General features: G+C 39.7%; 21 protein-coding genes. 7 read left to right on the top strand and 14 right to left on the bottom strand.

What is annotated here, in order from left to right:
* Positions 1–131 precede the first annotated feature (131 nt).
* From AAHF22_RS01090 to AAHF22_RS01110, 5 genes are all read right to left on the bottom strand, one after another.
* Entirely contained in the window at positions 132–1,001 is an 870-nt protein-coding gene (locus AAHF22_RS01090; protein ID WP_347323122.1) for a sensor histidine kinase, read from the bottom strand.
* Between the two features lie 214 nt (positions 1,002–1,215).
* Positions 1,216–1,896 (bottom strand): response regulator transcription factor, encoded by a 681-nt coding sequence (locus tag AAHF22_RS01095; protein ID WP_347323123.1) that lies wholly within the window; start codon positions 1,894–1,896, stop codon positions 1,216–1,218.
* Between the two features lie 174 nt (positions 1,897–2,070).
* Entirely contained in the window at positions 2,071–2,640 is a 570-nt protein-coding gene (locus AAHF22_RS01100; RefSeq protein ID WP_347323124.1) for a class I SAM-dependent methyltransferase, read from the bottom strand.
* 27 nt (positions 2,641–2,667) lie between these two features.
* Entirely contained in the window at positions 2,668–3,147 is a 480-nt protein-coding gene (locus AAHF22_RS01105) for a DedA family protein (RefSeq protein WP_347323125.1), read from the bottom strand.
* 384 nt (positions 3,148–3,531) lie between these two features.
* Positions 3,532–4,608 carry an NAD(P)H-dependent flavin oxidoreductase gene (locus AAHF22_RS01110; protein ID WP_347323126.1) on the bottom strand — a complete coding sequence of 359 codons (1,077 nt, stop codon included), beginning with the start codon at positions 4,606–4,608 and terminating at the stop codon, positions 3,532–3,534.
* 399 nt (positions 4,609–5,007) lie between these two features.
* On the opposite strand from AAHF22_RS01110, the gene treC reads away from it, so the two are divergent.
* The 3 genes from treC (at position 5,008) to treR (ending at position 9,841) form a co-directional block, all read left to right on the top strand.
* Complete coding sequence (gene treC / locus AAHF22_RS01115) at positions 5,008–6,702, top strand: alpha,alpha-phosphotrehalase (protein WP_347323127.1); 1,695 nt, start codon at positions 5,008–5,010, stop codon at positions 6,700–6,702.
* A gap of 39 nt (positions 6,703–6,741) precedes the next feature.
* Positions 6,742–8,775, top strand: coding sequence for a PTS system trehalose-specific EIIBC component (treP, locus tag AAHF22_RS01120; RefSeq protein WP_347323128.1), 2,034 nt, complete (start codon positions 6,742–6,744; stop codon positions 8,773–8,775).
* A 340-nt stretch (positions 8,776–9,115) separates the two neighbouring features.
* The gene (gene treR / locus AAHF22_RS01125; RefSeq protein ID WP_347323129.1) at positions 9,116–9,841 is read left to right on the top strand and encodes a trehalose operon repressor; all 726 of its coding nucleotides are present in this window, start codon (positions 9,116–9,118) and stop codon (positions 9,839–9,841) included.
* Positions 9,842–10,211: 370 nt separating this feature from the next.
* Here the strand turns inward: treR and AAHF22_RS01130 are convergent, their stop codons facing one another.
* From AAHF22_RS01130 to AAHF22_RS01140, 3 genes are all read right to left on the bottom strand, one after another.
* Positions 10,212–11,369 carry a pectin acetylesterase-family hydrolase gene (locus AAHF22_RS01130; protein WP_347323130.1) on the bottom strand — a complete coding sequence of 386 codons (1,158 nt, stop codon included), beginning with the start codon at positions 11,367–11,369 and terminating at the stop codon, positions 10,212–10,214.
* A 255-nt stretch (positions 11,370–11,624) separates the two neighbouring features.
* Positions 11,625–12,611, bottom strand: a complete 987-nt coding sequence (locus AAHF22_RS01135) for a poly(ethylene terephthalate) hydrolase family protein (protein WP_347323131.1) — start codon at positions 12,609–12,611, stop codon at positions 11,625–11,627.
* A gap of 681 nt (positions 12,612–13,292) precedes the next feature.
* The gene (locus AAHF22_RS01140; protein WP_347323132.1) at positions 13,293–13,607 is read right to left on the bottom strand and encodes a magnesium chelatase subunit ChlI family protein; all 315 of its coding nucleotides are present in this window, start codon (positions 13,605–13,607) and stop codon (positions 13,293–13,295) included.
* A gap of 137 nt (positions 13,608–13,744) precedes the next feature.
* Here AAHF22_RS01140 and AAHF22_RS01145 point away from each other — a divergent pair, with 137 nt between their 5' ends.
* The gene (locus AAHF22_RS01145) at positions 13,745–14,413 is read left to right on the top strand and encodes a helix-turn-helix transcriptional regulator (protein ID WP_347323133.1); all 669 of its coding nucleotides are present in this window, start codon (positions 13,745–13,747) and stop codon (positions 14,411–14,413) included.
* A 59-nt stretch (positions 14,414–14,472) separates the two neighbouring features.
* On the opposite strand, the gene asnB is transcribed toward AAHF22_RS01145, so the two are convergent.
* Genes asnB through AAHF22_RS01165 form a run of 4 tightly spaced genes read right to left on the bottom strand, consistent with a single transcriptional unit; the run spans position 14,473 to position 18,217 of the window.
* Complete coding sequence (asnB, locus tag AAHF22_RS01150) at positions 14,473–16,698, bottom strand: asparagine synthase (glutamine-hydrolyzing) (RefSeq protein ID WP_347323134.1); 2,226 nt, start codon at positions 16,696–16,698, stop codon at positions 14,473–14,475.
* Positions 16,699–16,720: 22 nt separating this feature from the next.
* On the bottom strand, positions 16,721–17,215 hold the full coding sequence (locus AAHF22_RS01155) for a hypothetical protein (RefSeq protein ID WP_347323135.1): 495 nt from the start codon (positions 17,213–17,215) through the stop codon (positions 16,721–16,723).
* Between the two features lie 13 nt (positions 17,216–17,228).
* The gene (locus AAHF22_RS01160; protein ID WP_347323136.1) at positions 17,229–17,492 is read right to left on the bottom strand and encodes a PqqD family protein; all 264 of its coding nucleotides are present in this window, start codon (positions 17,490–17,492) and stop codon (positions 17,229–17,231) included.
* 23 nt (positions 17,493–17,515) lie between these two features.
* Entirely contained in the window at positions 17,516–18,217 is a 702-nt protein-coding gene (locus AAHF22_RS01165) for a class I SAM-dependent methyltransferase (protein ID WP_347323137.1), read from the bottom strand.
* Positions 18,218–19,178: 961 nt separating this feature from the next.
* On the opposite strand from AAHF22_RS01165, the gene AAHF22_RS01170 reads away from it, so the two are divergent.
* From AAHF22_RS01170 to AAHF22_RS01180, 3 genes are all read left to right on the top strand, one after another.
* Positions 19,179–20,189 (top strand): cupin domain-containing protein, encoded by a 1,011-nt coding sequence (locus AAHF22_RS01170; RefSeq protein WP_347323138.1) that lies wholly within the window; start codon positions 19,179–19,181, stop codon positions 20,187–20,189.
* Positions 20,190–20,210: 21 nt separating this feature from the next.
* Complete coding sequence (locus tag AAHF22_RS01175) at positions 20,211–21,422, top strand: MFS transporter (protein WP_347323139.1); 1,212 nt, start codon at positions 20,211–20,213, stop codon at positions 21,420–21,422.
* Positions 21,423–21,493: 71 nt separating this feature from the next.
* Positions 21,494–21,973, top strand: coding sequence for a GNAT family N-acetyltransferase (locus AAHF22_RS01180; RefSeq protein WP_347323140.1), 480 nt, complete (start codon positions 21,494–21,496; stop codon positions 21,971–21,973).
* 279 nt (positions 21,974–22,252) lie between these two features.
* On the opposite strand, the gene AAHF22_RS01185 is transcribed toward AAHF22_RS01180, so the two are convergent.
* Together AAHF22_RS01185 and AAHF22_RS01190 are read right to left on the bottom strand one after the other, a co-directional pair.
* Positions 22,253–24,343: a YifB family Mg chelatase-like AAA ATPase gene (locus AAHF22_RS01185; RefSeq protein WP_347323141.1), complete on the bottom strand. Its 2,091-nt coding sequence runs from the start codon at positions 24,341–24,343 to the stop codon at positions 22,253–22,255.
* A gap of 381 nt (positions 24,344–24,724) precedes the next feature.
* A complete protein-coding gene (locus tag AAHF22_RS01190; RefSeq protein ID WP_347323142.1) occupies positions 24,725–25,282 on the bottom strand; it encodes a YraN family protein in 558 nt (185 codons plus the stop codon).
* Positions 25,283–25,512 lie beyond the last annotated feature (230 nt).

Below are 25,512 nucleotides of genomic sequence, written 5' to 3' on the forward strand. Positions count from 1 at the left end.
CCACTGTATATCGCCGCGTTGTTGTAGGATTTGATGAATGGATCGTAAAGGCAAGCTAAAAAGGAACAGTCTTATCCACTGTTCCTTTTGTGTATCGCTGTTTGGTTTATGTTATCGTTCGTTTGATTCCATTAGTCATACGGCAGTTCAATTGTAAAGGTGAACCATTTGCCCAGAGGAGTGAAATTCAACTCGCCGCCATGCAGTTCGACAATACTTCTCGCGATAGATAGTCCGAGTCCTGTACCGGATTGCAGTCGGTGATCATGACGAGATTGATCTACTTTATAAAAGCGTTCAAACAGTCTTTTTTCCTGCTCTTGCGTAAGCGGTATGCCTTCGTTAACAATTTCGATACGTACCCGTTCCTCGGTATGCTTCATAACGAGCTGTATCGTACCTGGAGTAAGGGAATATCGGAGTGCATTGCTGAGTAAATTATCGATGGCGCGTGCGATCTTTTCACTATCTACGCTTGCGTAGAGCGGCGTATGAACGATATGTTTGACTACGGTAATGCCCATTTCACTCGCAATCGGTTCAAACTCAAAATAAAGCTGATTTACCATCTGAGTCATATCGACGGATTGCCGATGTAGCTGCGTTTCCTTCCAGGCCAGGCGGGTATATTCGAACAAATCCTCCAGCATCTTTTTTAAATGCTTAGCTTTGCTATGTGCATTTTGCACAAAGCGTTGATATTCGTCTTCATCACGGAAAGAACGGTTTTGCAGCAATTCAATATAACCGATAATGCTTGTGAGCGGTGTACGCAAATCATGGGAAATACCATTAATAAGCTCCATTTTGCTATTTTCCATTTCGCGTTCCTGTGTAATCTTTTGCTTAAGCTGCTCTGCCATACTATTGATACTACTTGCTACACGTCCAAGTTCATCTTCACGATCGATCTGTATTCGATAATCCATATCACCCTGCGCGATGAGCGCTAATCCCTTTTCCAGATCAATCAGATGATCTACGATACGCCTGTTCATCATATAAAATGTAACTACAAAAACGCAGGTGAACATCACGATGATAATAAGCCCCAGAAAGGGAACTATGGTTTTCATTTCGGGTATAAATTTGCTAAGCAGATATGAAATATAAAAATATAAGAAAGTAGTAACATAAGCGACGATAAAGCTTACTATGCAACTGAGCAACAACCTTAATTGAATACTCCGTCTGATTTTCATAGGCCAGCGCAGTTTATTCCACTTTATAGCCAACACCCCAAACCGTTTTAATATACTGTGGTTCCTTAGGAGAACGCTCGATCTTCTCACGCAAATTACGAATATGCACCATAACTGTATTGTCCGAATAGCCAGCCGCTTCATTCCATATCCGTTCATAAATTTGCGCTGGACTAAATACCTGTCCAGGGTGACTGGCAAGCAGCTCTAAAATGGAAAACTCCCGCGGTGTGAGCGCTACAGGCATCTTGTGCACGGTAACGATATGCTTTTGCTTATCTATAACTAGCTCTCTTACTTCGATCAGAACAGAAGATGTGTCTGTACCGAGCAATGATTGTCTGCGTAATTGCGCTTTGACACGTGCAAGTAGCTCCAGCGGATTGAAAGGCTTGCCGATATAATCATCAGCGCCTGTCGTTAACCCTGTAATTTTATCGATATCCTCTTCTTTAGCTGATAGCATAATGATCGGTACATTAGAAATATCTCTAATTTTCATACAGGCGCGAATGCCATCCATTCTAGGCATCATCACATCGAGAATGACCAAGTCAATCGCTGTACTTGACGTTTTGTCAACCGCTTCGATCCCATCTTGTGCTTCGATTACGGTATATCCCTCATTACGCAAATACATATGAATAACGTCTCTAATTTCAGCATCATCGTCGACAACGAGGATTGTAGGCATGAGTAATATTCACTCTTTCTGTAAGTTGATAAAATACGTATCGGCATAGCTGTCATGTATGGAATGGACGTTATACAAACCGATCAAAATCACTATACATTATTCTGCGTTCACACAAATTCGTTAACTTAACGTAGGCTACACATGCAGTTCAATCCGTCTGTATAGCTGCAATTAGGGTTGTTCATTCTTCTTACGGCAAATATATACGAATGCAGGCGGCATATTGATTGGAACAAATCGGATATCTTCGATAACAAATGTATCGGCAAGCATCTTTTTCATTTGTAAGGAATACTGGTAGGTGATAAATAGTCCGCCCGGCTTGAGCGCCTGAACAACCTGATCCAGCAGCGCCCTTCGTGTAGATGCGCCAAAATTAAAAAAGGGCAATCCGCTTACTACACAGTCTAACGCTTCAATTCCCTGCTCCTGCATTTTCTCATATAAATGACGAGCGTTAGCGTAGCAGGAAAATTGTGGATATTGTTTTCTTATATATTCTCTCATTTGTTTGTCCATTTCAAATAATATAATATCGACGTTATCCCCAGCATGTGCTTGAAGAAAGCGTGTAATCGCTCCAGTTCCTGAACCGAGTTCAGCGATTGACTGCACATGATCCCACGAAATGGGCTTGACCATTTGTTCAGCTAAAAAGCGTGAACTCGGTATCGCACTGCCCACCCTTTTTGGATGACCCAAAAAACGATGTAAAAACATAAAGCCTTCTCTCATACTCATTCTGTTTTCCTCCATTGCTCTATACGATTAAAATAAAAATGCACCAGCATAATGACCGATGATGAAAAAAAGTCCCGTCCAAAGCAGCGCACTGCTGTAAGCGAGTATGACAAACATGCGATATGTCATACCGTGTATCCCGGCAAATAAAGGGAGAACATAGCGAAGGACCGGGATGAAAAAACCGATACATAGCGCTTTATTGCCCAGACGTTCAAACAGCTTTTCTGCCTTATGGACATAGGGCTTCTGCTGTAAACGAGCATGAAGATATTGACCGAAACATTTACCTGCTATATACGAAATCGTAATGGCGGTGACTAAACCTAGCAGCATACACATATAGGTCATATACGGATTCAGCATGCCAGTGCTACTCAATACAGCACCTGTCATAATCGTCACTTCATTCGGTACAGGAACGCCAAACGGCCCTAATGTAAAAGCAAGGAAAAATGCCATATAACCGTAATTTTCAACCAAATGTACAATGACAGTATTGATCATCTTCATCCTCCGTTCTGTTTAATGGGAAGGATTATTTGCTTCTGTATGATCATCATAAGTAATAAAAATAAATATTCAGTAGCTACAAATCTAAAGAAATGCTGAAGATATGCATAAAAATAAGTGAATCGGCACAATAACAGTCGTTAAAATTTTTATAAAGTATGGATGTATAGCTTAATGATGGAGCTTAAAGCTGGAATGATTTATGTTGGAATGGCTAATGCTTGATCGGTTAAACGTATTGTGCGTATGCATATAAATAAAAAAGAGACGCTGCCTCAAATGGCAGCGTCTCTTTTTTATAAATAGCAATATCATCCATTTAGCAATATTATCCATTGTAAACGGCTATGTTATCCATTAAATAACTACTCTACTCGTTCAGTTTAGTAATGCCTCTGCTGCTGCCATTATCTCCTGAACGATGTCAGCAGCAGGTTGTCCATCTGTAAGCAGTCTCGTTCCCTGACCTGCCCATAGTGCCATATATTCCGCATTATTTTGATGGGCTGCGGCATTACGAACAGTACGTGTTAATGTATTTTGCGTAGGAAATGCTAGCGGCTCGATAGCAGTAGCATCCCAGTGACGAATAAATTCATTATCAATGCCACGAGCTGGACGTCCGGAAAAAGCTCTCGTGATTACGGTGCTATCTTCCGTACTATGAAGCAGTGCCTGCTTGTACACATCATGTGCACCAGACTCTACAGATGTGAGAAATCGCGTTCCTAGCTGCACTGCCTGTGCACCGAGCGCAAGTGAAGCAACCAAGCCACGTCCGTCCATTATGCCACCAGCTGCTATGACAGGAATTCCAACATGATCTGCGATCTGCGGCACTAACGCCATCGTACCGATGTTAGAGCCAAGCGATTTTGTACCCGTATCGAATGTGCCTCGGTGTCCGCCTGCCTCGCTGCCTTGAGCTACAACCGCATCGCAACCGCTTTGCTTGATCTGGATAGCTTCCTCTACCGTTGTTGCCGTACCAATCACCTTGATTGCGTGTGCTTTCGCCTGCTGCATATATGAATCCGATAATAAACCAAATGTTGTACTGATCACCGGCACCTGTTCATCCAGCAGTACAGCAAATTGAGCTTCCAAATGATCCGGTGTGATCATCGTTTCTAAGGTAGGAGTCGCAATACCCAACAATTGCTGAACAGGCTGCAATTGGGCAATGACCTCGTCCCAGCGATCATACTGATCGCTGCCCATATGTGCAAATAGATTCACTGCAAACGGAGCATCGGTTAGCCTTTTAATTTCCTGAATCGCCTGTCGTAGCTGATCTGAATTCAAATATGCACCGCCAAGTGTTCCTAATCCGCCTGCATTGGACACCGCAGCAACCAATGGCGGCATATTTGTAATCCCTGCCATCGGTGCAAGAATGATCGGATAACGAATCTGGATGAGTTTACAAAAGTGAGTGTTTAGCTGTATAGACATACATGAACCTCCTTGTATGATCGTATAGCGCGCATATCTTCGTTTAACGGTTACCTCTTTCTTTTTAAACATACGCTATCCCTGTGGTGCTATTCAACGCCAATAGCCTGATTGCTAACATTGTTGAATCAGACTATTTTACTTGCTTCAAATCTACACATAAGAAAAGCGAACTCTTTTGCTCCGTATGACTTGTCACCTTGATAAAGTAAATCAATCAAATAAATTTCTTTTTTACAATTGACAACTTGTATATACAGGTATAGAATCAACGAGGCAAGTCATCTTGTATATACAGGTTAGAGGGAAATTTCTAGCTATGCCGATGGAGACACATATAAACATTCGGCGTTGTTCATTTCGTACAGCTTTGAAGCATTTACAGGAGGAATCATACACATGAATAGAACGGAGTGGTGGCGTCGATCGACCGTATATCAGGTCTATCCACGCAGTTTCAAAGATACAACAGGTAACGGAATCGGAGATATTCGAGGACTGACCGAAAAGCTTGATTATTTGCAAGATCTGGGTGTGGATATTATTTGGCTCCAGCCTGTTTACGTTTCGCCACAAAATGATAACGGTTACGATGTCGCTGATTATCGTTCCATTGATCCGATGTATGGCACAATGGACGACTTCGACGAGCTTCTGTCAGGCATCCGCCAGCGAAACATGCGTCTGATGCTTGATATTGTGGTTAATCATTCGTCAACAGAGCATGTCTGGTTTAAGCAATCACGTCAATCTCGCAATGATCCATATCGTGATTATTATATTTGGCGTGATCCGGCACCGGGTGGTGGCGTACCCAACAACTGGCAATCCAAGTTCGGTGGCTCAGCCTGGCAATATGATGAGCTTACCGGACAGTATTATCTAGCTCTGTTCGATCCGACGCAGGCTGATTTGAACTGGGAAAATGAGCAGGTTCGTCAGGAAGCAGCCGATCTGATGCGCTTCTGGACGGATAACGGTGTCGATGGCTTTCGATTGGACGTGATCAACCTGATCTCCAAAGATCAACGTTTTCCTAATGATGAAGGCGATGATCTAATCATTAGTGACGGCCGACGATTTTATACCGATGGTCCGAGGGTACACGAGTACATTAAAGAATTGTATGAAAAAGTATTCGGTCCATATGAACTCGTAACCGTCGGAGAAATGTCATCGACTACGCTGGAGCATTGTGTTCGATACTCCAATCCAGTCGAACGGGAATTTTCAATGACGTTTAATTTTCATCATCTAAAGGTCGATTATCCGCAGGGGCAGAAATGGGAATTGATGCCGTATGATTTTGAAGCTTTAAAAACGCTATTGTCCCAGTGGCAATCGGGCATGTACATAGGTGGAGGCTGGAATGCACTGTTCTGGAACAATCATGATCAGCCACGCGCATTATCCCGTTTTGCCGATGATGGACGCTATCGTATAGAGAGCGCCAAAATGCTGGCAACGACACTGCATGGTCTGCAAGGTACACCGTATATTTTCCAGGGTGAAGAAATCGGTATGCCGAATCCGAACTGGAATGATATCACGGAATTCCGCGATGTGGAATCGAAGAATATGTACCGCATCATGATCGAGATGGGTAAAACACCTGAAGAAGCTTTTGCTATTATCGCTCGTCGCTCGCGTGATAATGCACGCACACCGATGCAGTGGAACTACGGTCCCAACGCTGGATTTACCGATGGAACGCCGTGGATCAAGCTGGATGAACGTTATCCTGAGATCAATGTGAGCTTACAGCAGCATGATCCACATTCCATCTTCAGTCATTACAAGCGTCTGATTGCTCTACGCAAAACTGAAGATGTGCTGATCGATGGAAGCTACATTCGTCTGGATAAACAGCATCCTCAAATTTATGCGTATGCCCGGCAAAATGATCGCGATACACTGGTCGTCATGTCCAATTTTACCGATCAACCTGCTCCATTCGCCCTACCAACCCAGTTACGTGATACAGATTCGGCTCGGATCGAACTGCTTGTGAAAAATACGGATTCCGTTCCTAACTGGGACGATACCGTATTGCTTGAACCTTATGCATCTTATATGTGGGTCATCCGGGGGTAAATCCCCCGGTATTTTGCGACAAAGAATGGAGCTGAACATATGTCGGTAAAAAGAGAAGACGTTGAGAAAATTATTGAAGCCATTGGTGGCAAAGAAAATATCGAAGTAGCTACACACTGTGTAACCCGGCTTCGTTTTTCGCTTGTCGATGAGGGCAAAGTGAATAAACAGGCTCTGGATGATAATGAGCTGGCGAAAGGTTACTTTTCCACACAGGGACAATTCCAGGTCATTATCGGGCCAGGTATTGTAGATAAAGCGTACGATGAATTGATAGCGATTACCGGAGGTCAGCGCGCCAGCAAAGATGATGTAAAGGCAGCGGCGATCAAACATAAAAGTCCCATTCAGCAATTTATCAAAACATTGTCCGATATCTTCATTCCTCTGTTACCAGCGCTGGTGACCGCAGGTTTACTGCTCGGTATTAACAACTTGCTCACCGGTTCAGACATTTTCTTCAAAGGACAATCGCTCGTACAGGTATACCCGCAATGGGCTGACTTTGCAGCGATCGTCAATACGATTGCCAGTACCGCCTTCACCTTCTTACCTGCATTAGTCGGTTGGTCCGCAGCGACAAGGTTTGGCGGCAGTCCGTTGCTTGGCGTTGTGCTTGGTCTGATTCTCGTCAACCCGTCATTGCTTAGCGCTTATGATTATGCAAAAGCTTTCAATGAAGGCACCGTACCTACTTGGAATTTATTTGGCTTCCATGTGAATGCAGTCGGCTATCAGGGACAGGTGCTTCCGATGCTCGTTGCTGCGTATGTGCTCGTTGTGATCGAGAAATGGTTGAATCGTAAAGTACCTGATTCGCTGAAACTATTGCTCGTAGCGCCAATCGCTCTACTCGTTACCGGCTTCCTTGCTTTTGTCATTATTGGCCCGGTTACATTTACACTCGGTAATTGGTTGACTGCTGGTGTAGTATGGGTATTTTCCACCGTACCGTGGCTCGGCGGTCTGCTATATGGCGGTTTGTATGCTCCGCTCGTTATTACCGGGATGCACCATACATTCCTCGCTGTCGATCTACAGCTTATTAACTCGACAGGCGGTACATTCCTGTGGCCAATGCTGGCATTGTCCAATATCGCGCAGGGTTCAGCTGCACTCGCGATGATGTTCGTCATTCGCTCGCAAAAAATGAAAAGCCTTTCAGCAACAACTTCGATTACAGCGTTCCTCGGTGTGACCGAGCCAGCGGTATTCGGTGTCAATGTACGTTTTAAATATCCTCTCTTTATGGGTATGCTCGGTTCAGCTATCGGTGGCGTCTTGCTGACGATGAACAATGTACGTGCATTTGCCGTTGGTGTAGGGGGATTGCCTGGCTTCCTTGCCATCGATGTAGCTAAATGGGGCATCTTCTTCATCGGGATGGCGATTTGTCTAGTTGTTCCTTTTGTCGGTACCGTACTCTGGGGTAAACTGGCTACACGCAAGCAGGCGGAAGGCGGCGAAATGAATGCTGCTGAAGCTGAACTTGCTGATGATGATGTGAAAAAAGTAGAGCATGGTCAAAGTCCACTATCCACCAGTGAAAAAACAACGACGACCACACAAGCCTCCACTTCTTCCGCTCAATTGGATGTGCTTGAGCTAGCTGCACCGATTACCGGACAAGCCGTTCCGCTGGATCGCGTGCCTGACCCTGCTTTTGCGGAAAAACAAATGGGTGAAGGCATTGCGATTGAGCCAACCGACGGTAAAGTGTATGCTCCATTCGATGGAACGGTTGCTCATGTGATCGATAAAAGTAAGCATGCTGTCATTTTGGAACATACCAGTGGTGTACAAATTCTCGTTCACGTCGGCATTGATACGGTCGGACTGAAGGGTGATGGCTTTAAGGTCCATGTTGCGACCGGGGATAAAGTAAGTAAAGGACAATTGTTGCTCGAATTCGATATGGATACGATCAAAGCTGCTGGTTATCCAACGATCTCGCCAGTCATTGTGCCTGTAGGTCAAACGATGATTGAAGGGATCGAAGAAATGCCGGGTACCGTAGAAGCTGGCAAAACACCAGTGCTGCGGATTCATTTAACGAAAGCACATGCTTCGTGATGAAGATCATTTGTACGTAACGGAAATAAAATGAAGCTGTGGAATATGGTTACGATCAGCTGTATGTAAGCGAATTGCTATAGTGACCGAATCGTTTAACATAACAGCTCGATCTTCGATGTTTAATGTTTAATATTCGATCTTTGATGTTCAATCTTTAATGTTCAATCTTTAATGTTCAATCTTTAATGTTCAATCTTTAATGTTCAATCGCCTGCTTCCAGCCTGTTTGCTGGAAGCAGGCGATTTTGTTATGGCTTGCGTGTGCCGTCTTCCCCATTATGCTGGATTATTTTGCTTTTTTGCATCATTATCCGTAAAATAGATGGCGGTGATGCAGATGAACAAAAATATTTTTTCGCAAATTTATAGTGATTATACACAGCAAATCGAAGCTGGCACGCTTAAACCTGGTGTAAAACTACCTTCCGAAAATGAACTAGCAGAGCAATACGGTACATCGAGGGAAACGGTGCGCAAAGCGCTACACCTGTTATCCCAGAACGGATATATTCATAAAATGAGAGGGAAAGGTTCCTTTGTGCTGGATATGAACCGGATGGAATTTCCCATTTCCGGTCTGGTCAGCTTCAAAGAGCTATCTGAGCGACTTGGACGAACCGCACGCACACTGGTGCACGAAGCTTCGCTCATCCCTTGCCCACAACATATTGCACGGCAATTGAATATTGCAGAAAAAGAACCGGTCTGGAAAATTGTACGTGCTCGTGAAATCGAAGGCGAAAAGATTATTCTGGATAAAGATTACTTTCTAGCCTCGGTCATCCCCTTCCTATCCAGCGAGATTGCCAGCCAATCGATCTACGCTTACCTGGAAGGCGAACTGGAGCTTAAAATCGCGTATGCGAAAAAGGAAATTTCGGTCGAGCAAGTGACTGCGGAAGACAAACTGTTGCTTGATCTAAAACGGGACACACATGTCGTCGTTGTACGCAACTATGTCCATTTGGAAGATACGACTCTGTTCGAATATACGGAATCCCGTCATCGACTGGATAAGTTTCAGTTTGTGGAGTTTGCGCGTAGAATGCCGAATGAAGAATGAGGATTCGTCTTATATTAGTATATTGACCATTGACCGAGATTAATTTTAACTTCAAATTCGAATCGATAGACATACCCGTATACGATCCAATATCGTATTTAACCTGGTCAATGAACCAGAGCTTGTCTGCAAACTGCTTACTGGAGCAGACAGTATTGCAGTGCAGATACTATGGCAGCAAGGAATAAGGCTGGCTCTACAGGAGACCAATTAAAAAAGAGAGCACGCTATACGTGTATGATAGTGATTACGAAGCAGTGCAGCTCAAACTGAATAATAGTGCATTGATCAAAACTTAAAGAACCGTCCTATATTAATAGGACGGTTCTTGCATACTATCAGCTAGGCAGCTTGAACGTATATTCGTTTACTATTTATCCGTCGGAGGATAAATTTTATCGACCAAATTAAGCCCGTAATCTTCCATTTTTCCATTGACTGCGTTGATTACCCAATCGCATATCGATATATCTATCTTTTTGAACTTGTTGTGAAACGCAGGTGTAGCTATTATGGTATGCATTGTTAAATTTTGCGGATCGTCATACCAAGGTAATCCATCCCAAATAAATATATAAGCATTTGCTTGCTTTTTAAATTTGGGTATCGTTTCTTTTAGTATCTGCTGATATTTATCTGCTTTTTCTTCATCCACCTTCATATTCCCGGTATCAAAATAATTTTGCACCTTCGCTAAATCTCCGTCTCTCGTAGAAGAGTCAAATAATATATTAACTTTGTCTCCCCATCTCTCATGTAACGCAGTCAGACTATCGAGTGTAATATTATTGGACACTAACCGATCAGATATATGTTTTGGTGATCTCCAAACATCAGTTGCAATACTATGCCAACTGTCATTTAGAAGCAACGATGAATCAGCTAACACAGTTTTACTTTTTGCTTTTGGAAAGTAATCACTAAAGATATCGTCGGCAAGTAAAGAAGCGCCGAATCCACCAGCACTGTAACCTGTAACGAAAACTTTAGCTGGATCAGCAATGTCAGCATACTCCATAATTTTTCTCATTGCACTTGTAAAATTGATAAATCCATTATGATAAAGCGTTCTTTCTTTTCCGTTGTTATCTGTATACTTAAACTCTCCCGTTCCAATATGAAAATCACCTGTTGCATACGGAAAAGCAATTACAGTCCAGTCTTTAAATGGGTTGTCCTCTGATGCTGTAGCAATACCTCCCATATTCATAGTAAGATTTGCCACAATGTCTATAGGAATTCGTTTGGTATTATACGTTTCTTGTCTTGCCATTTCTTTATTTACGCTAACTCCACCACCTGCAAAGTACACGATAATGTTATTCTCGCTCCCCTTTTTAAATAGTGCACTGTATTTACTTCCATCAGATGACTTCATTTCATTCGTAGTAACACGATACCATTTTCCCATTTTAGGATGATCTTTTATTTCTGGGTATTGTAAAATAAACACATACATACCTGATAGGACAAGTAAAATTAAAACTGATAGGATTCCTATTATTTTCAATATTTTCTTTATACGCATTTTAAATGTCTCCAATTTCTTTTATTACTTTCTATACTGCCAGTAAGCATTTGAAAGTAGCTCTGTATCTTCAGCATTCCATGCGGATATAGCCCTATCAGGCAGTATGTCTTTATCGTGCCTTTCTATAATAGAACGATCTTGATCAGGCTTATCGAAACAGCGGATAATAAAACAAAGCAGGGAAAACGTATTGAATGATATCATTTAAGAATCTCAATTTCTCCCATTATTAGGTCACTAAAAATAGTTATATTATTGGGCCTGATAAATCTGCTGATTCTGGTAAAGTGGATTAGTTAATATTTCAGCATCCTTTGTAAAGAATGCTGCTGTGGCTTCTTCATTATGCTGAAGATAATACATAAACCACGCAGTCACATATCCATCTGCATAATAGAGCATTTGTCCATGATCAGCATCGTTTCTTCTCGCCAATACTTTAGTAGTTCCTTCCTTTATACTTGAATACAGCCCCTGTAAATTTTCGAGAGATGCTACAGCAGAATCAAATTTACCTGTAGAGCCAATAATCAACGAAGGTGTCTTAATAAGGGTGGAATCAGCAGCCCACATAAAATCATTGCCACTAAAAGAAGCGTCTGAGCTGAGGATCACAGCAGCCTTATAGCTCGCTGCATGTTTTTGAACGGTAATTGCATTCACAACACCGTACCCACCTTGTGAGTGTCCTGTAATACCTATGTTTTTTACATTTATTTTGTGATAGAAAACATTGTCTTTATGATCAAATTGTTTGGAGTTGTTTAGCTTTTCAAGAAATCTAACACTCATTTCTGCGGAAAAACCATTCCATGCATACTCTTCCTCAGTAGCAATTGTGATGAATCCCCATGATGCCATATGTTTTTGAAGAGCTGTATACTTAGAGCCTTTAATTCCTGTACCATTGACAAAAACGACTACAGGAAGCGACTTCTGGATATTTGTAATATCGGAGGGGTAAAAGATCTCGTATTTCTCAAACGACATCATAGCATAGCTTTCAAAATAACTTACTTTGTGACTACCGTTAGCCATATACTTTGCTTCCAATGGACCAGCTGTTTTCACTGTTGTCGTGTAATTTTCAGGTACATTTTGAATACTGCCCATAAAGTTCTCAAAACTATGAAGTAGAAGCGAACCTGCGCCTATGACTGCCAAAATAATTATGGGAATACGCCACCACCTCAATTTTCTTTTTTCACCCTCATTTTTTTCTGTCTTTGTTCTCCTCATTATATCCATCTCCATACTCTAATTTTATGTGATTACAGGGGCTGTGGTGTTGTTTAATAAATTTACGTGATTAGTAGATACTAACTTATATATTCTTCCATTTTTTCATTATCCCCATCGACTAAATATTTTCTCAATTCCGGAGAAGTATACGTGATTGTGAATATAGCCAATCCTATAAAGGAAACGATAGATGTGCCTGTAAACAACACAATAAATATACATGCCTTACAGCGTAACAACTGTACCATCCGTTATATACAAGTTCAATACTTACAAGGAAAATGGTACAAACAAGGGGAAATGTTCCATCATGAATAATAAAGAAAAACATACTCATTAAAAAGTGAAGGACAGAAGCTACTATAAAGCGATTAATGAACTATGAATCCTCTCAACTATCTATAAGTCAAATAACGATGGGTGCGGATAGGCCAGCTTCAAAAATATAATCATTTTAGCGGAGTGCTTTATATCGTGGATAAGAGTTCTGTAGGTATGAAAATGGATCTTATTAATATTTTCAATTTTCTTATACTATAATGCTTCCAAGAATAAAAAAACCGAGCTTGAACCCGCGATCTAATTACAGAAGAAAAAGAGGCAATATAATTAGCAATAATAGTATTCCTTAAATCCAGTATTATGAACAAACTGCCTAAACGCTCTCTCTTTTTCATTTCACCCCCGATCCAGCTGCCGATACTGAATCGCCTCGGCGATATGTACTGTATCAATCTGCTGTGTTTCCTCCAAATCCGCAATCGTCCGTGCTAATTTTAAAATCCGATCTCGTGCACGCATACTCATACCGAGCTGCTCAAAAGCCGTATCCAGCAAGGTATTCGCAGCTGGCGTTAGCGGGGCGAATTGACGAAGCCATTTGCCAGACAACTGACTATTCCAGTGGATCCCCATCCCCTGGTATCTTCCAAGTTGTAAATCGTGTGCACGCCGTACACGCTCACGCATACTGGCAGAATCATTTCCATCCACGGCTGTTGCACCCGATCCAGCTGCCTGAAGCTCTTGCTCACTCGGTCTGGGTACTTCGATCTGTAGATCAATCCGATCCAATAAAGGACCGGAGATTTTGGCGCGGTAACGAGCAATTTTCGCATCGGTGCATGTGCATGGATGGAGCGGATGATGGCTACCGGCGAAGCCACACGGACAAGCGTGTAGAGACTACTGTTGACCTTTTACAAATTAAGCGGCAAACGATGTTGCCTTTTATGCAGCAGCCTCCCCTTCTTCCGATCGATACGCCAGGGCAGCGTATTCGAGCAGCAAGGATAGAGAATCATATGACCATTCGGCAAGTTGCTTCGCTTATACAAATTTCAACCAATTCACGCAGCTTGATAGAGAATGAGAAAAGTAAGCCTTCGCTATCTATGGTTAGAAAGCTTTCGGCTTTGTTCAATAAAGAGATTTGGTACTTAGGGACGTATGAGCGTATGCCAGAAGATACACTAGGTCAGCGTATTCGTAAGGCGAGGTATTATCGTGCATGGATCAAACAGGATTTAGCGGATTATTTTAAGATTGAAGCAAAATCGGTTTATAACTGGGAAGCTGATAAGATTTGTTTTTCATATGATATAAGAGAACGTCTTAATTCGTTTTTAAAATACTTTATAGAATCAAATAGTTATACAAATAAAGCCGCCTATTTTGAACAAGGCGGCTTTCCACTTTATTTACTCATTGTAATATTTACATTTAATATGCCATCAATAGCTTTCTTAAAAACTGATGTTTGTAATAGAAGTACACAACCTATAAAGTTAAGGACTTAAAGAACGATATTTTGAATGATATTTATTATTGTACCTAATGTCGTTAATTATAATTTCATTCAAGTAAATGTACTAATTATTCCATAATCAATTGCCTCTTCCAAGTATTTTCTAATGTTTGCTTCATTAATATCCTTTTCTACTAATATTTCTCCAACACTTTTAGAACCATCAATTTCTATTAAAAAATTCAACCAATCTCTAGAGTCAGTGTTAGATACGACATATTCAATTTTTTCGTTTATAACGATATAAAGATCATCGTCTTGATGATTTTTTTCTGCCCTTACTAATAAAACATTAGGCGCTAAAGTTAATATTTCTTGATTATTAATTTCATCTCTGCGTTTTGCAAATTTAAGTTTTATATCTTCTTCCTCTACATCCCAATCATTGATATTAAAATTAGGAAGTATATTGAAAGATTCAGCATTATCAAATTTTACGTCCATATTCTCAGCCATATTATTCAATAATCCCATATTAACTAATCTAAGTAAAAACTCTAAATTGTTTACTTCAGGATCTCTATTTAATTCTTCCGCTATACCAAAAACAGAATCTGTATTGATAAACTCTGCCGTAGATGAGCTTGAAATAGCTTCCTCCAGTAATTGATTGCTATTTCTCAAAAGCATATCCAGCATCATTCTGTGAGTAAATCTCGTATCTTCTCCATAAAAGAAAGGTACCTTTTTTCTATTAATAATGGCTTCTGGTAAAAATCCTTGTATACTTTCTCTAAGTATTCTTTTGTCCCATAATAAACTCTCACGACGCTCCAAAGGTATAGATGAGGTTAATTCAACTAGTCGATAATCAAGAAAAGGCACTCTATTTTCTATATGATTTCCTGCGGCAATCCTATCTTCTAACCAACAATTAAACATTTGAATATCCCGATATTTTGTCAGTGTATAAGCTTGCCAAGCATCATCAAAACAACTTTGTTTGCTTTTGGATAATAAAAAAGAAGATGAAATTACGTCTTCCGAAAAATGCTCTTGCCAAACAAAATTTTTGTGAGATAATTGCCCTAAGTGCCTTCTCAACTCTAACTGCTCTAAGCTATCTACAAATCCGTTCCAATTTCGATTCCAGCTCGGTGATAAAACGGAACTATATCCTCCATTAAATTCATCGCTACCTTGCCCCGTAAGTATAACTTTGAGATTGGGGAATACTGCTTTCGCGTATCGATGAAGATGAAATTTATAAAGTTGTTCCGGTCCACAAAAAGGAGATTCACATAACCACAATAATTCTTTCCATTGCTCAGGACTAAAATCATTATCCTCCCATCTAAATGCCACTTGATGATTAGGAAGATTAAGATACTTAGATGTAAGATGAGCATACTTAGTATCTTCATTTGTTAGTGTGCTTTGACTTAATACTGAAAATGTATTCAATTGCTGACTTGAAGATGCAATTGCGGCAATCGCAGCAGAATCTATACCGCCACTTAAAAATAAACCTACATCTACCTCGCTTTGCAAACACTGGTGAATAGAATCAGATAATATAGACTGATACTTAGCAATAATTTCTTTATCACTAAGATCGTTTAAGTCAAATTTATTAAAGTTAGATAGATTCCAGTATCTTTTAATTTCCAAATGACCATTATCAGCATCAATTTCCATAAAGCAACCTGCGGGTAATTGTTCGATTCCTACAAAGTATGAAGATGGATCATTTATATTTGAAGAGGCATACCCACTTAACCACGGATCTGTCAATGCTTGATTCCAATCAAAAGCTTTTGGACAATCTGGGTATCTCATCAATGATTTGATCTCTGAACCGAATATTAATCTTTCTTTATTAACACCATAAAAAAGAGGCTTAATTCCAAATCGATCTCTTGCTAAAATTAATTTTTTCTTGTTTGAATCCCATAAAGCAATTGCATACATTCCATTTAAATCTTCAAGAAATTTGATTCCTTTTTCTTCATATAAATGTAGAATAACTTCACAGTCTGAATACGTTTTAAATGCATGCCGACCACTCAATTTATTTCTTAATTCTTTATGATTATAGACCTCACCATTTGCAATTAATGCTATTGTATTATCTTCATTTTCAAATGGCTGTTGTCCACCAGACACATCAATAATTGATAATCTGCGAAAAGCCATCCCCATAGGACCATTTTTATAGAATTGTTCATCATCCGGTCCTCGATAAGCAATCTCTTGAGACATATTTTTCAATATACCATTATATTTATCTTCTAAATATTCTTTGTTTAGTTTCAAAATCCCAGCTATTCCGCACATTAATTGCAACTCCTAAATCAATTTAATGTTGTGCACTTATTTTTGCATACTCGATATTGTTATGATAAGCAATGTCGAGAACAATACCTAAACGTTTAGCTTTAAGGAATGCTAGCTTTTGTACATAATTTAAAATTTCTTCTTTTTCTATATCAAAATAAAAGAATATAGCATCTTCTTGATGTAACCACCAAGAAGATGTTCTTACTTCATAATCACCACGCTCATCTTTAAATATTTTTATATCATCATAAAGAAGCGAGCGGCCCTTTACAAAATCCTGCAAAAACAATTCTTTGTTACCTTCTCCATACTGTAATAATGTCTCATGGTAATAACCTCTAATTTCAAACTGTTCTTGTATCCAATTTATAAGTTCTTCATGAGAAATATTCTTATCACGTGATAGGGCAACCATCATAACAATATAATGCAAAATACCACGCGATCTTTCACGCATTTTTTCTTCGATTCCAGGCAAATCAAATTGAATCTCTTCTAATTTGCTCCCTTGCATATTTTCTCCTTTACTATTTCAAAATGATAACGTTCTGCTTAACTAAGCCTTGAACCAGTTCAGTGCAATCCTCAAGCAATAGATCATAATCTACTTCATATTCTCCCATCATATCTTTACAAATTTCCGATAACGTCTTTTCACCGTTAATTTTTTCAAATAAACTTGTGGCCACTTCATTTAGAGTAATACCTGGTTCAATAATTGTGCTTTTTAGATACTTACGAGTAGAAACTTCGGGATTAACTTCTAGAACAGTGGTTTCATTTAAAGACATGATATATCCTCCATAACTATAAATTATTTTCTTACAATTAAAATCCAACTTTTCGCATTGGCATCTTCATCAACTTCGGGAATAACTAGTTCTTCCAAAATTTCAAGACAATCAATCATATCTTCTTCAGAAAAATTAAATTGTTTAAGTTCATATGCACTAATTCCTGCTTGTTCAACAAACGCTTCAATTTGCTCAAATGAATAACTTTCCTCAAATGCTTCACGTACAAAACGAAAATATTCTGGTTCAACTATAGATCGTTCTAAAGCTTGTAATGTTTTCTTATCATTAGGTAGTGTGTCAAGTATTATCATTAAACCACCCTGTGCTAACACCCTATAGCATTCCGCTAGACCCTTAACAGGATCTTCCCAATGGTGTAAACATGAATAAGATACAATAAGATCTGCATAATCATCAGGATAATGTTGATTATGCACATCTACAATATCGCAACTTACCATATGTTCAATATTTTTCTTCTTCAAAAGTAAGCTAGTCAATTCATGCATTGCAGGATTGATATCTACAGCATGCACTTTACCACCTGTACGTTCTACAAGCTCACTAGATAAATAACCCGGTCCAGTTCCCATATCAATTATAATTCCGCCTTGTCGATTGTACAGTCGACTAATATGAGCCCCTAACATTGGATAAAGATATGACTGATATTTATCTACAAATTCTTTATAAGTAAAACATTCATTTTTTGTTATCATAATATTCTCCATATATAGTGATAAGCGTGAGCGGTTTCTCCGCTCACGCTTTACTAACTTAGTGACCGCCGTCGATAGTCATACGGCGCAATTCCAGAGCGCGAGGTTTTTTGTAGACCTTCTTCATGCCGATCCCTCCTCACTATGTAGATTTGTGCTTGTGAGTTCTTACTAAAACTTAGTGACCGCCGTCGATAGTCATACGGCGCAATTCCAGAGCGCGAGGTTTTTTGTAGACCTTCTTCATGCCGATCCCTCCTCACTATGTAGATTTGTGCTTGTGAGTTCTTACTAAAACTTAGTGACCGCCGTCGATAGTCATACGGCGCAATTCCAGAGCGCGAGGTTTTTTGTAGACCTTCTTCATGCCGATCCCTCCTCACTATGTAGATTTGTGCTTGTGAGTTCTTACTAAAACTTAGTGACCGCCGTCGATAGTCATACGGCGCAATTCCAGAGCGCGAGGTTTTTTGTAGACCTTCTTCATGCCGATCCCTCCTCACTATGTAGATTTGTGCTTGTGGGTTCTTACTAAACTTAGTGACCGCCGTCGATAGTCATACGACGCAATTCCAGAGCGCGAGGTTTTTTGTAGACCTTCTTCATGCCGATCCCTCCTCAAATTCAAATTTCAAGATTCGAACATGACAATTCATCATGATGTCAAGTAAAGCTACAACGATTCTCATAATGACCGATAGCTAAAATGCTAACTCAATAAATTGCATGTCCTAGTTTATGATAATAATCACACATAAAAAGTTAGTCAATACTTTTTTTCAAGATAATGGAACAGGATTGATTAAATCACTTTAAAAATAATATATATTTCTCACTAATCTTTTTTTACATGTTATACTACATAACATTTTAAAAAAATTAGAATATTGACGAATTAATTTTCTCAAAGTATATTTATGTCTGAAACATCATAAAAAATACATATTTTGGAGGTAAGTCTATGGAATCTATTAATGTCGCCTTAGAATCCCCAACTCTCTCACGGATGGTAACTCCTATGAAACCCAGTGATTTTCTCAAAAATCATTGGGAAAAGAGCAAACATTTAGTATTACATGGCGATGTTCAACGCTTTTATGAGCTACCAGGTATATCTGATGTAGAATCATTAGAGAATGTTCTTGCTATTTACAAAAATCCAGTAATGGTAGTAGGAGAAGCAGTTATCGAAGAAACTGGAGGCATAGCAGATCGATTTCTCGTAGATGTTTCAGAAGCTAGGGAATGGTATGAAAAAGGAGCTGCACTAGAATTTGATTTCTCAGATATGTTTTTGCCACAATTGCGTTCTTGGATGGGTAAACTAAAAAATGAATTGCAGTTGCCCCCTGGTGCAGGTGTAAAAGCTATTGTCTATGCTGCAAAAAATGGTGGAGGATTTAAAGCCCATTTTGATGCATACACAAATTTTATTTTTCACTTAAAGGGAACAAAAACTTGGAAGCTATCAGAAAATAAAAATGTAGTTAATCCAGTCCAACACTATGATTTAGTGGAGAAGCCTTACATACCTGAAGAACTATCTACTTATTGGCAAGGAGAACACCCAGAAGATAGCCTTCCAGAAGCAGATATAGTTAATCTTGTTCCTGGCTCTTTTCTCTATCTACCTCGTGGAGTCTGGCATTCTACATCATCTAGTGAAGCTACATTATCACTGAATATAACATTTACTCACCCTGTGTGGGCTGAACTGCTTGTAGCAGAAATACGTTCTCGATTGGTAAAAAATGAAATTTGGCGCGAATTAGCAGTGAATATAAATTTTTTAGATGAAAAAAGTAAGCAAGAAGTACTCCATAAATTGGATACAGAACTCAAAAAAATTAGTGACAATATATCTTCTATCAAAGCAGAAGATATACTAACTAGAGACTCTGAAGATTTTGATCTTTACCACATCACTCAAGCTGTATTTCGTCAATCGCTTGCTTCTAAACATATGTACTAAAAAACCCAACTCAGGTGAATTATGAATATTTTCAGCATTCTTTCAGCATTTAGAGGAATCACTATCGGATTATTTTCTCCTATATGGATTTTGTACTTGAATGAGCAAGGTTTTGACCTGCTTGCTATAGGAATACTTGGTGCTATTTTTGAAATTGCACGTCTAGTATTTGAGATTCCTTCAGGCACATTAGCAGACAAAATGGGAGTTAAGCGAACAATACTGTACTCTTATATTTGTTCAATTGCTGTATGGTTATTTTTCCCATTCATTCATATGGTTTGGGTATCTGTACTTTTAATGTTGGTTTGGGCATTAGCTGACTCTTTATTGTCGGGGACCTTTGAAACCTGGATTAGTCAGAGCGTACCCGAAAAACATTTCAGTAAAAAATTAATGAAAAACTCTCAGATACTTATCGTAGCCCTTATTTTATCTAGTATCATTTCAGGGCACCTATATAAATATTCTCCATTTTTGCCTTTTATTTTAGTTGCTGGAATATACGCAATAATGTTTTTTATTGTATTGCTATATTCAAACAAAGGAATTACAATTTCTCAAAATAAAGAAAAAGATCATACACAGGAACCTGCAATACAAATCATTAAAAACAGTTTTGCGATAATATTTAGTACAAGGCGGATATTCAGTATTATCATTGCTGGCTTCTTTGCCGCTCTTTGTTATGATGTTATTATGCGATACTGGCAACCTTATTTAATACAGATCGGCGCTTCTAAAGAATTCTTAGGCTATGCTATGGCCGTAGCTGGAATACTCGCCTTCTTGTTCCTTCATTTAACTATAAAGCTTAATAAGTTTATTGAAAGAAAAACTATTCTTTCTTTAATTGTGGTAGAAATTTTAAGTATCGCATTTATTTTTAGTACAGCCATAGGTCTAAAATCCCTAGGGTTGATTGCAATAACATTTTTGCTAGCTGTCGATGATATAAGAAGTCCTATAATAAATGGGTACTTGAATAAGTTTTTCCCTTCTTCTTATAAGGCAACATTATTCTCTATAAACTCCTTCTTTGGAGCAGCAGGCGAAATTTTATCAGGCATACTTTTTGGATTGATTGCTATTAAATTTGGTATTTTAAATTCATTTATTGTTGCCGGTATTTTATTAATACCTTCAATTTTCTTATACTATAACGCTTCCAAGAATAAGAAAATTGAGCTTGAACGTGACGATTTAATTACAGAAGAAAAAGATGCAATATAATTAGTAATTAAAGAAGGTTGCCTGACACGCAACCTTCTTTTACATTAATCCAAAAATTTTGGGAGGAAAATATGCGATTAGTCACACTTCATTCTATTTCTAAGAATAATTTAAATGATTTTTTTTCAAATCATTGGGGTAGCAATCAAATGATTACTTCTCATGGAGTATACGATTGTAATACATTAGAAGGATTTGCTGTTTTAAGTGAATTAGATAACATCATTGGATTGGTTACGTATACCGTAGAGGAAAATTGCTATGAAATTATATCTTTAGACAGCTTGGAAGAAAATCGTGGTATCGGAACGATGCTTCTACATAAAGTAGAAACAGTTGCACAAATGGCAAACAAAAATAAAGTTTCTCTTATTACTACTAACGATAATTTACATGCACTATTGTTTTATCAGAAAAAAGGTTACCAAATAACACGTGTTTATCCTAATGCAGTAGAAAAGGCAAGAGAAATAAAACCTCAGATCCCTAAACTATCTAACGAAGGCATTCCTATTAGAGATGAACTGTTATTAGAAAAAATCCTCTATTAAAGTATACCAAGCCTCTTATTTTTTTATAATTGGCTTAGTATTTTTTGTTGTGAATATGCAGATGTGCAAGTTATTCCCTACATCAAAAAACGAATAATAATTATATTATTCCCTAACAAAAAAGTTTCCTGTATTTATTGAAGACAACTAGTTACTTTGTATATCAATATTGAATAAAATCAGATTTTTATTAAACGATTTCGATATGTTGAGTAGATACAATATCTATAAAAGTGAATTCTCATTAATTGTAAATTCATAGTATGGTTGCCGTAACACTCATCCCCGATCCAGCTGCCGATACTGAATCGCCTCGGCGATATGTACTGTATCAATCTGCTGTGTTTCCTCCAGATCTGCAATCGTCCGTGCCAATTTTAAAATTCGATCTCGTGCACGCATACTCATACCGAGCTGCTCAAAAGCCGTATTCAGCAAGGTATTCGCAGCTGGCGTTAGCGGGGCGAATTGACGAAGCCATTTGCCAGACAACTGACTATTCCAGTGGATCCCCATCCCCTGGTATCTTCCAAGTTGTAAATCGTGTGCACGCCGTACACGCTCACGCATACTGGCAGAATCATTTCCATCCACGGCTGTTGCACCCGATCCAGCTGCCTGAAGCTCTTGCTCACTCGGTCTGGGTACTTCGATCTGTAGATCAATCCGATCCAATAAAGGACCGGAGATTTTGGCGCGGTAACGAGCAATTTTCGCATCGGTGCATGTGCATGGATGGAGCGGATGACGACTACCGGCGAAGCCACACGGACACGGATTCATCGAAACGGCGAGCAAAATATTCGCTGGAAATGTGAATACGGCTCTGGAACGACTAATATGGATCTCATGATCTTCTAACGGCTGACGTAACAGTTCCAAAATCGTACGTGGAAATTCAGGAAATTCATCCAGAAACAAAATACCTTGATGGGCCAAACTCACTTCCCCTGGCTTCGGAATAGCACCGCCTCCGATCAGAGCAGAAGCGGTAATACTATGATGCGGTGAGCGAAACGGACGCCGCCGGATCAACCCATTCCCATTGTCTTTAAGTCTACCGGCTACACTCAAAATTTTAGTTACTTCTAACGCTTCCTCATCGGTTAATGGTGGCAAAATCGTTGGTAGACGCTTGATCAGCATCGTTTTGCCTGTACCGGGTGGGCCGATAAGCATAATATTGTGCATGCCTGAAGCAGCGATCGTTAAGGCGCGTTTTACATGTTGTTGACCAAACACATCCGCATAGTCCTCAATCGTAGCTGGTTTGTTATCATAGCTATGCACTTGCGCTTCACGTCTAAATAAATGCGGTCGGAGTTGAATATGATAACGCGGATCGGAACTACGGGATCGTTTGGTGATGGTCTCAGATTGTGCATTGGCTATATGGTTATTTTGGGATGAATGGTTCTTATTTGCTATTGTGCTTTCAAACGTACTGCTTTTAACCATACTATTTACAGTATCACTACTTGCAGTTGTATTGCTTGCCATCTTACTATCTTGAACATTATTACTCTCTGTATGATCACTTTCAAGCATAGGACTTGCCGCCATACTACTAAGATCATGATGGGGATTTGAATTGTTCTTGTAAGAATCCAGCTCAACTCCGCTTGTAGCGGATAACACACGTACCTGAATATCCGGTTGCCCTGGCACATGCATTTGAAACTGCTGAATATGTGTGCTCTGCTGCATAGAAGATAAAGAGGTAGAGTGCACATCTTGTTGCCTCAAATGAGTTTCCTCCGCGGTGAACACGTTGGAGACAGTATTCGCGATATCAACTGCTTCAGCTGCTAGAGCAAGCTTACCCTGTGCAGTTCCATCTGTCGCGCCTTTTACAACAGACATATGCCCTGACGCTTGCAATAAATCGCGCATATGCTTGATCCCGTAAACCTCGATTCCTTCAACCAGTGCCGCCTCTACAGCATTTTCAGATGGGACAATAACAGCTTTTAATCCATATTGACGCGCAACGTCTACCATCGACAGCACACCATGTACCGGACGCAAACTACCATCCAATGCCAGCTCACCGAGCAGCAAAAAACGCTCCTGCTCTGGAAATATCAGCTGATCACTTGTCACCAGAATCCCAATTGCGATCGCTAGATCAAACGCTGATCCTTCTTTACGCAAATCCGCAGGTGCCAGATTGATCGTGACACGCTGAGCTGGAAAGGTGAAACCACAGTTTTTAATTGCTGAACGCACCCGTTCGACGGATTCACGAATCGCAGAATCAGGTAAACCAATAATCGAGACGAGCGGCAATCCATTGGACAAATCCGTTTCCACTTCTACAAGCACACCGTGAATCCCTTGAATACACGCGCTAAACTGTTTCCCATACATCACAAAACACCCTTTCTATTGATCATTATTGCCCATACGTCAACGCCTATGCCTGTATGTAGTTCAAGTGATCCACTCCAACGGATGGGGCGGATTCAACTTCTGTACAACGACATAGGAGTAGCAGGGCAATCTACTTTGAAAAGGGTGCTTCCTCTATTTTCCGTTTATCTTATTATACGGTTCAGTTATTTCATTATACGTTTTGTTTGGTTTCGTTTATATGGTGTAGTGTTTATGTGGTGTATTGCACAAACTGTACGAACTAACATTTAAGTTAAGCTGGATGCTACATTTCCATCCTATGCATTTCAATACAACAATACAACAATCCTAGGCACTTTAATAAAACGAGCCTCTACATACACTCCAATACAATCATTATCTAAACGCTTCAATACAATGTTCTAGCTCTATAACCTGATAATGATCATTGAGCCGTATCGTAATCACATCATAGCGAAAAGCCGCTTCATGCTGACCTGTCTGATGGGCATATACAGCCGCAGTTTCGCGTAATTGCTTACGCTTGCGCCAGTCGACCGATTCAGCAGCCGTTCCATGCGTATGTCCTGTACGACTGCGCACTTCTGTAATGACAATGACAGATTCGGTTGTTGTACAAGTAGATGTGGCATGAGATTGACCATTCGGAGGCATTGTATCTGAATTAGCAAAATGGGATTGCATCGTATCTTGAAACTCTGTATCTTGAAACTCTGCTATATACCGATCAGCTTGAGTCAAATCATAATCTACGTCGTGTAGCTGTTCTTTTGTAGGAGCGAGCGCAATAATATCTAACTCACCACTGCGACAGCGCCAGTTACGTTCCAGCAAATGATAACCCTGCTGCTCTAAATAATAAGCGGCGACATCCTCGCCAATTCGTCCTTTTTGCTTGCGATGATCACGAATTGCTTTTTCGTTATCCTGCATCTTATTCTCCTCACGGGTATAAAGGGGATGTGCTTGTACTGTGCTTGTACTGTGCTTGTACTGTGCTTGTACTGTGCTTGTACTGTGCTTGTACTGTAAATTTGCTTAATTTAATTGCGTCAACACTTATCATTTATGTACAACCCTATATTTACAATGACAGTAGAGCCTCAAAACATGATCTGTATCAAGGCTCCACTGCTTTTGATCCTCTGATCGCATCGGATTTA

The organism is Paenibacillus wenxiniae (assembly GCF_039822605.1).
In the GTDB taxonomy this organism is placed as follows: Bacteria; Bacillota; Bacilli; order Paenibacillales; family Paenibacillaceae; genus Saccharibacillus; species Saccharibacillus wenxiniae.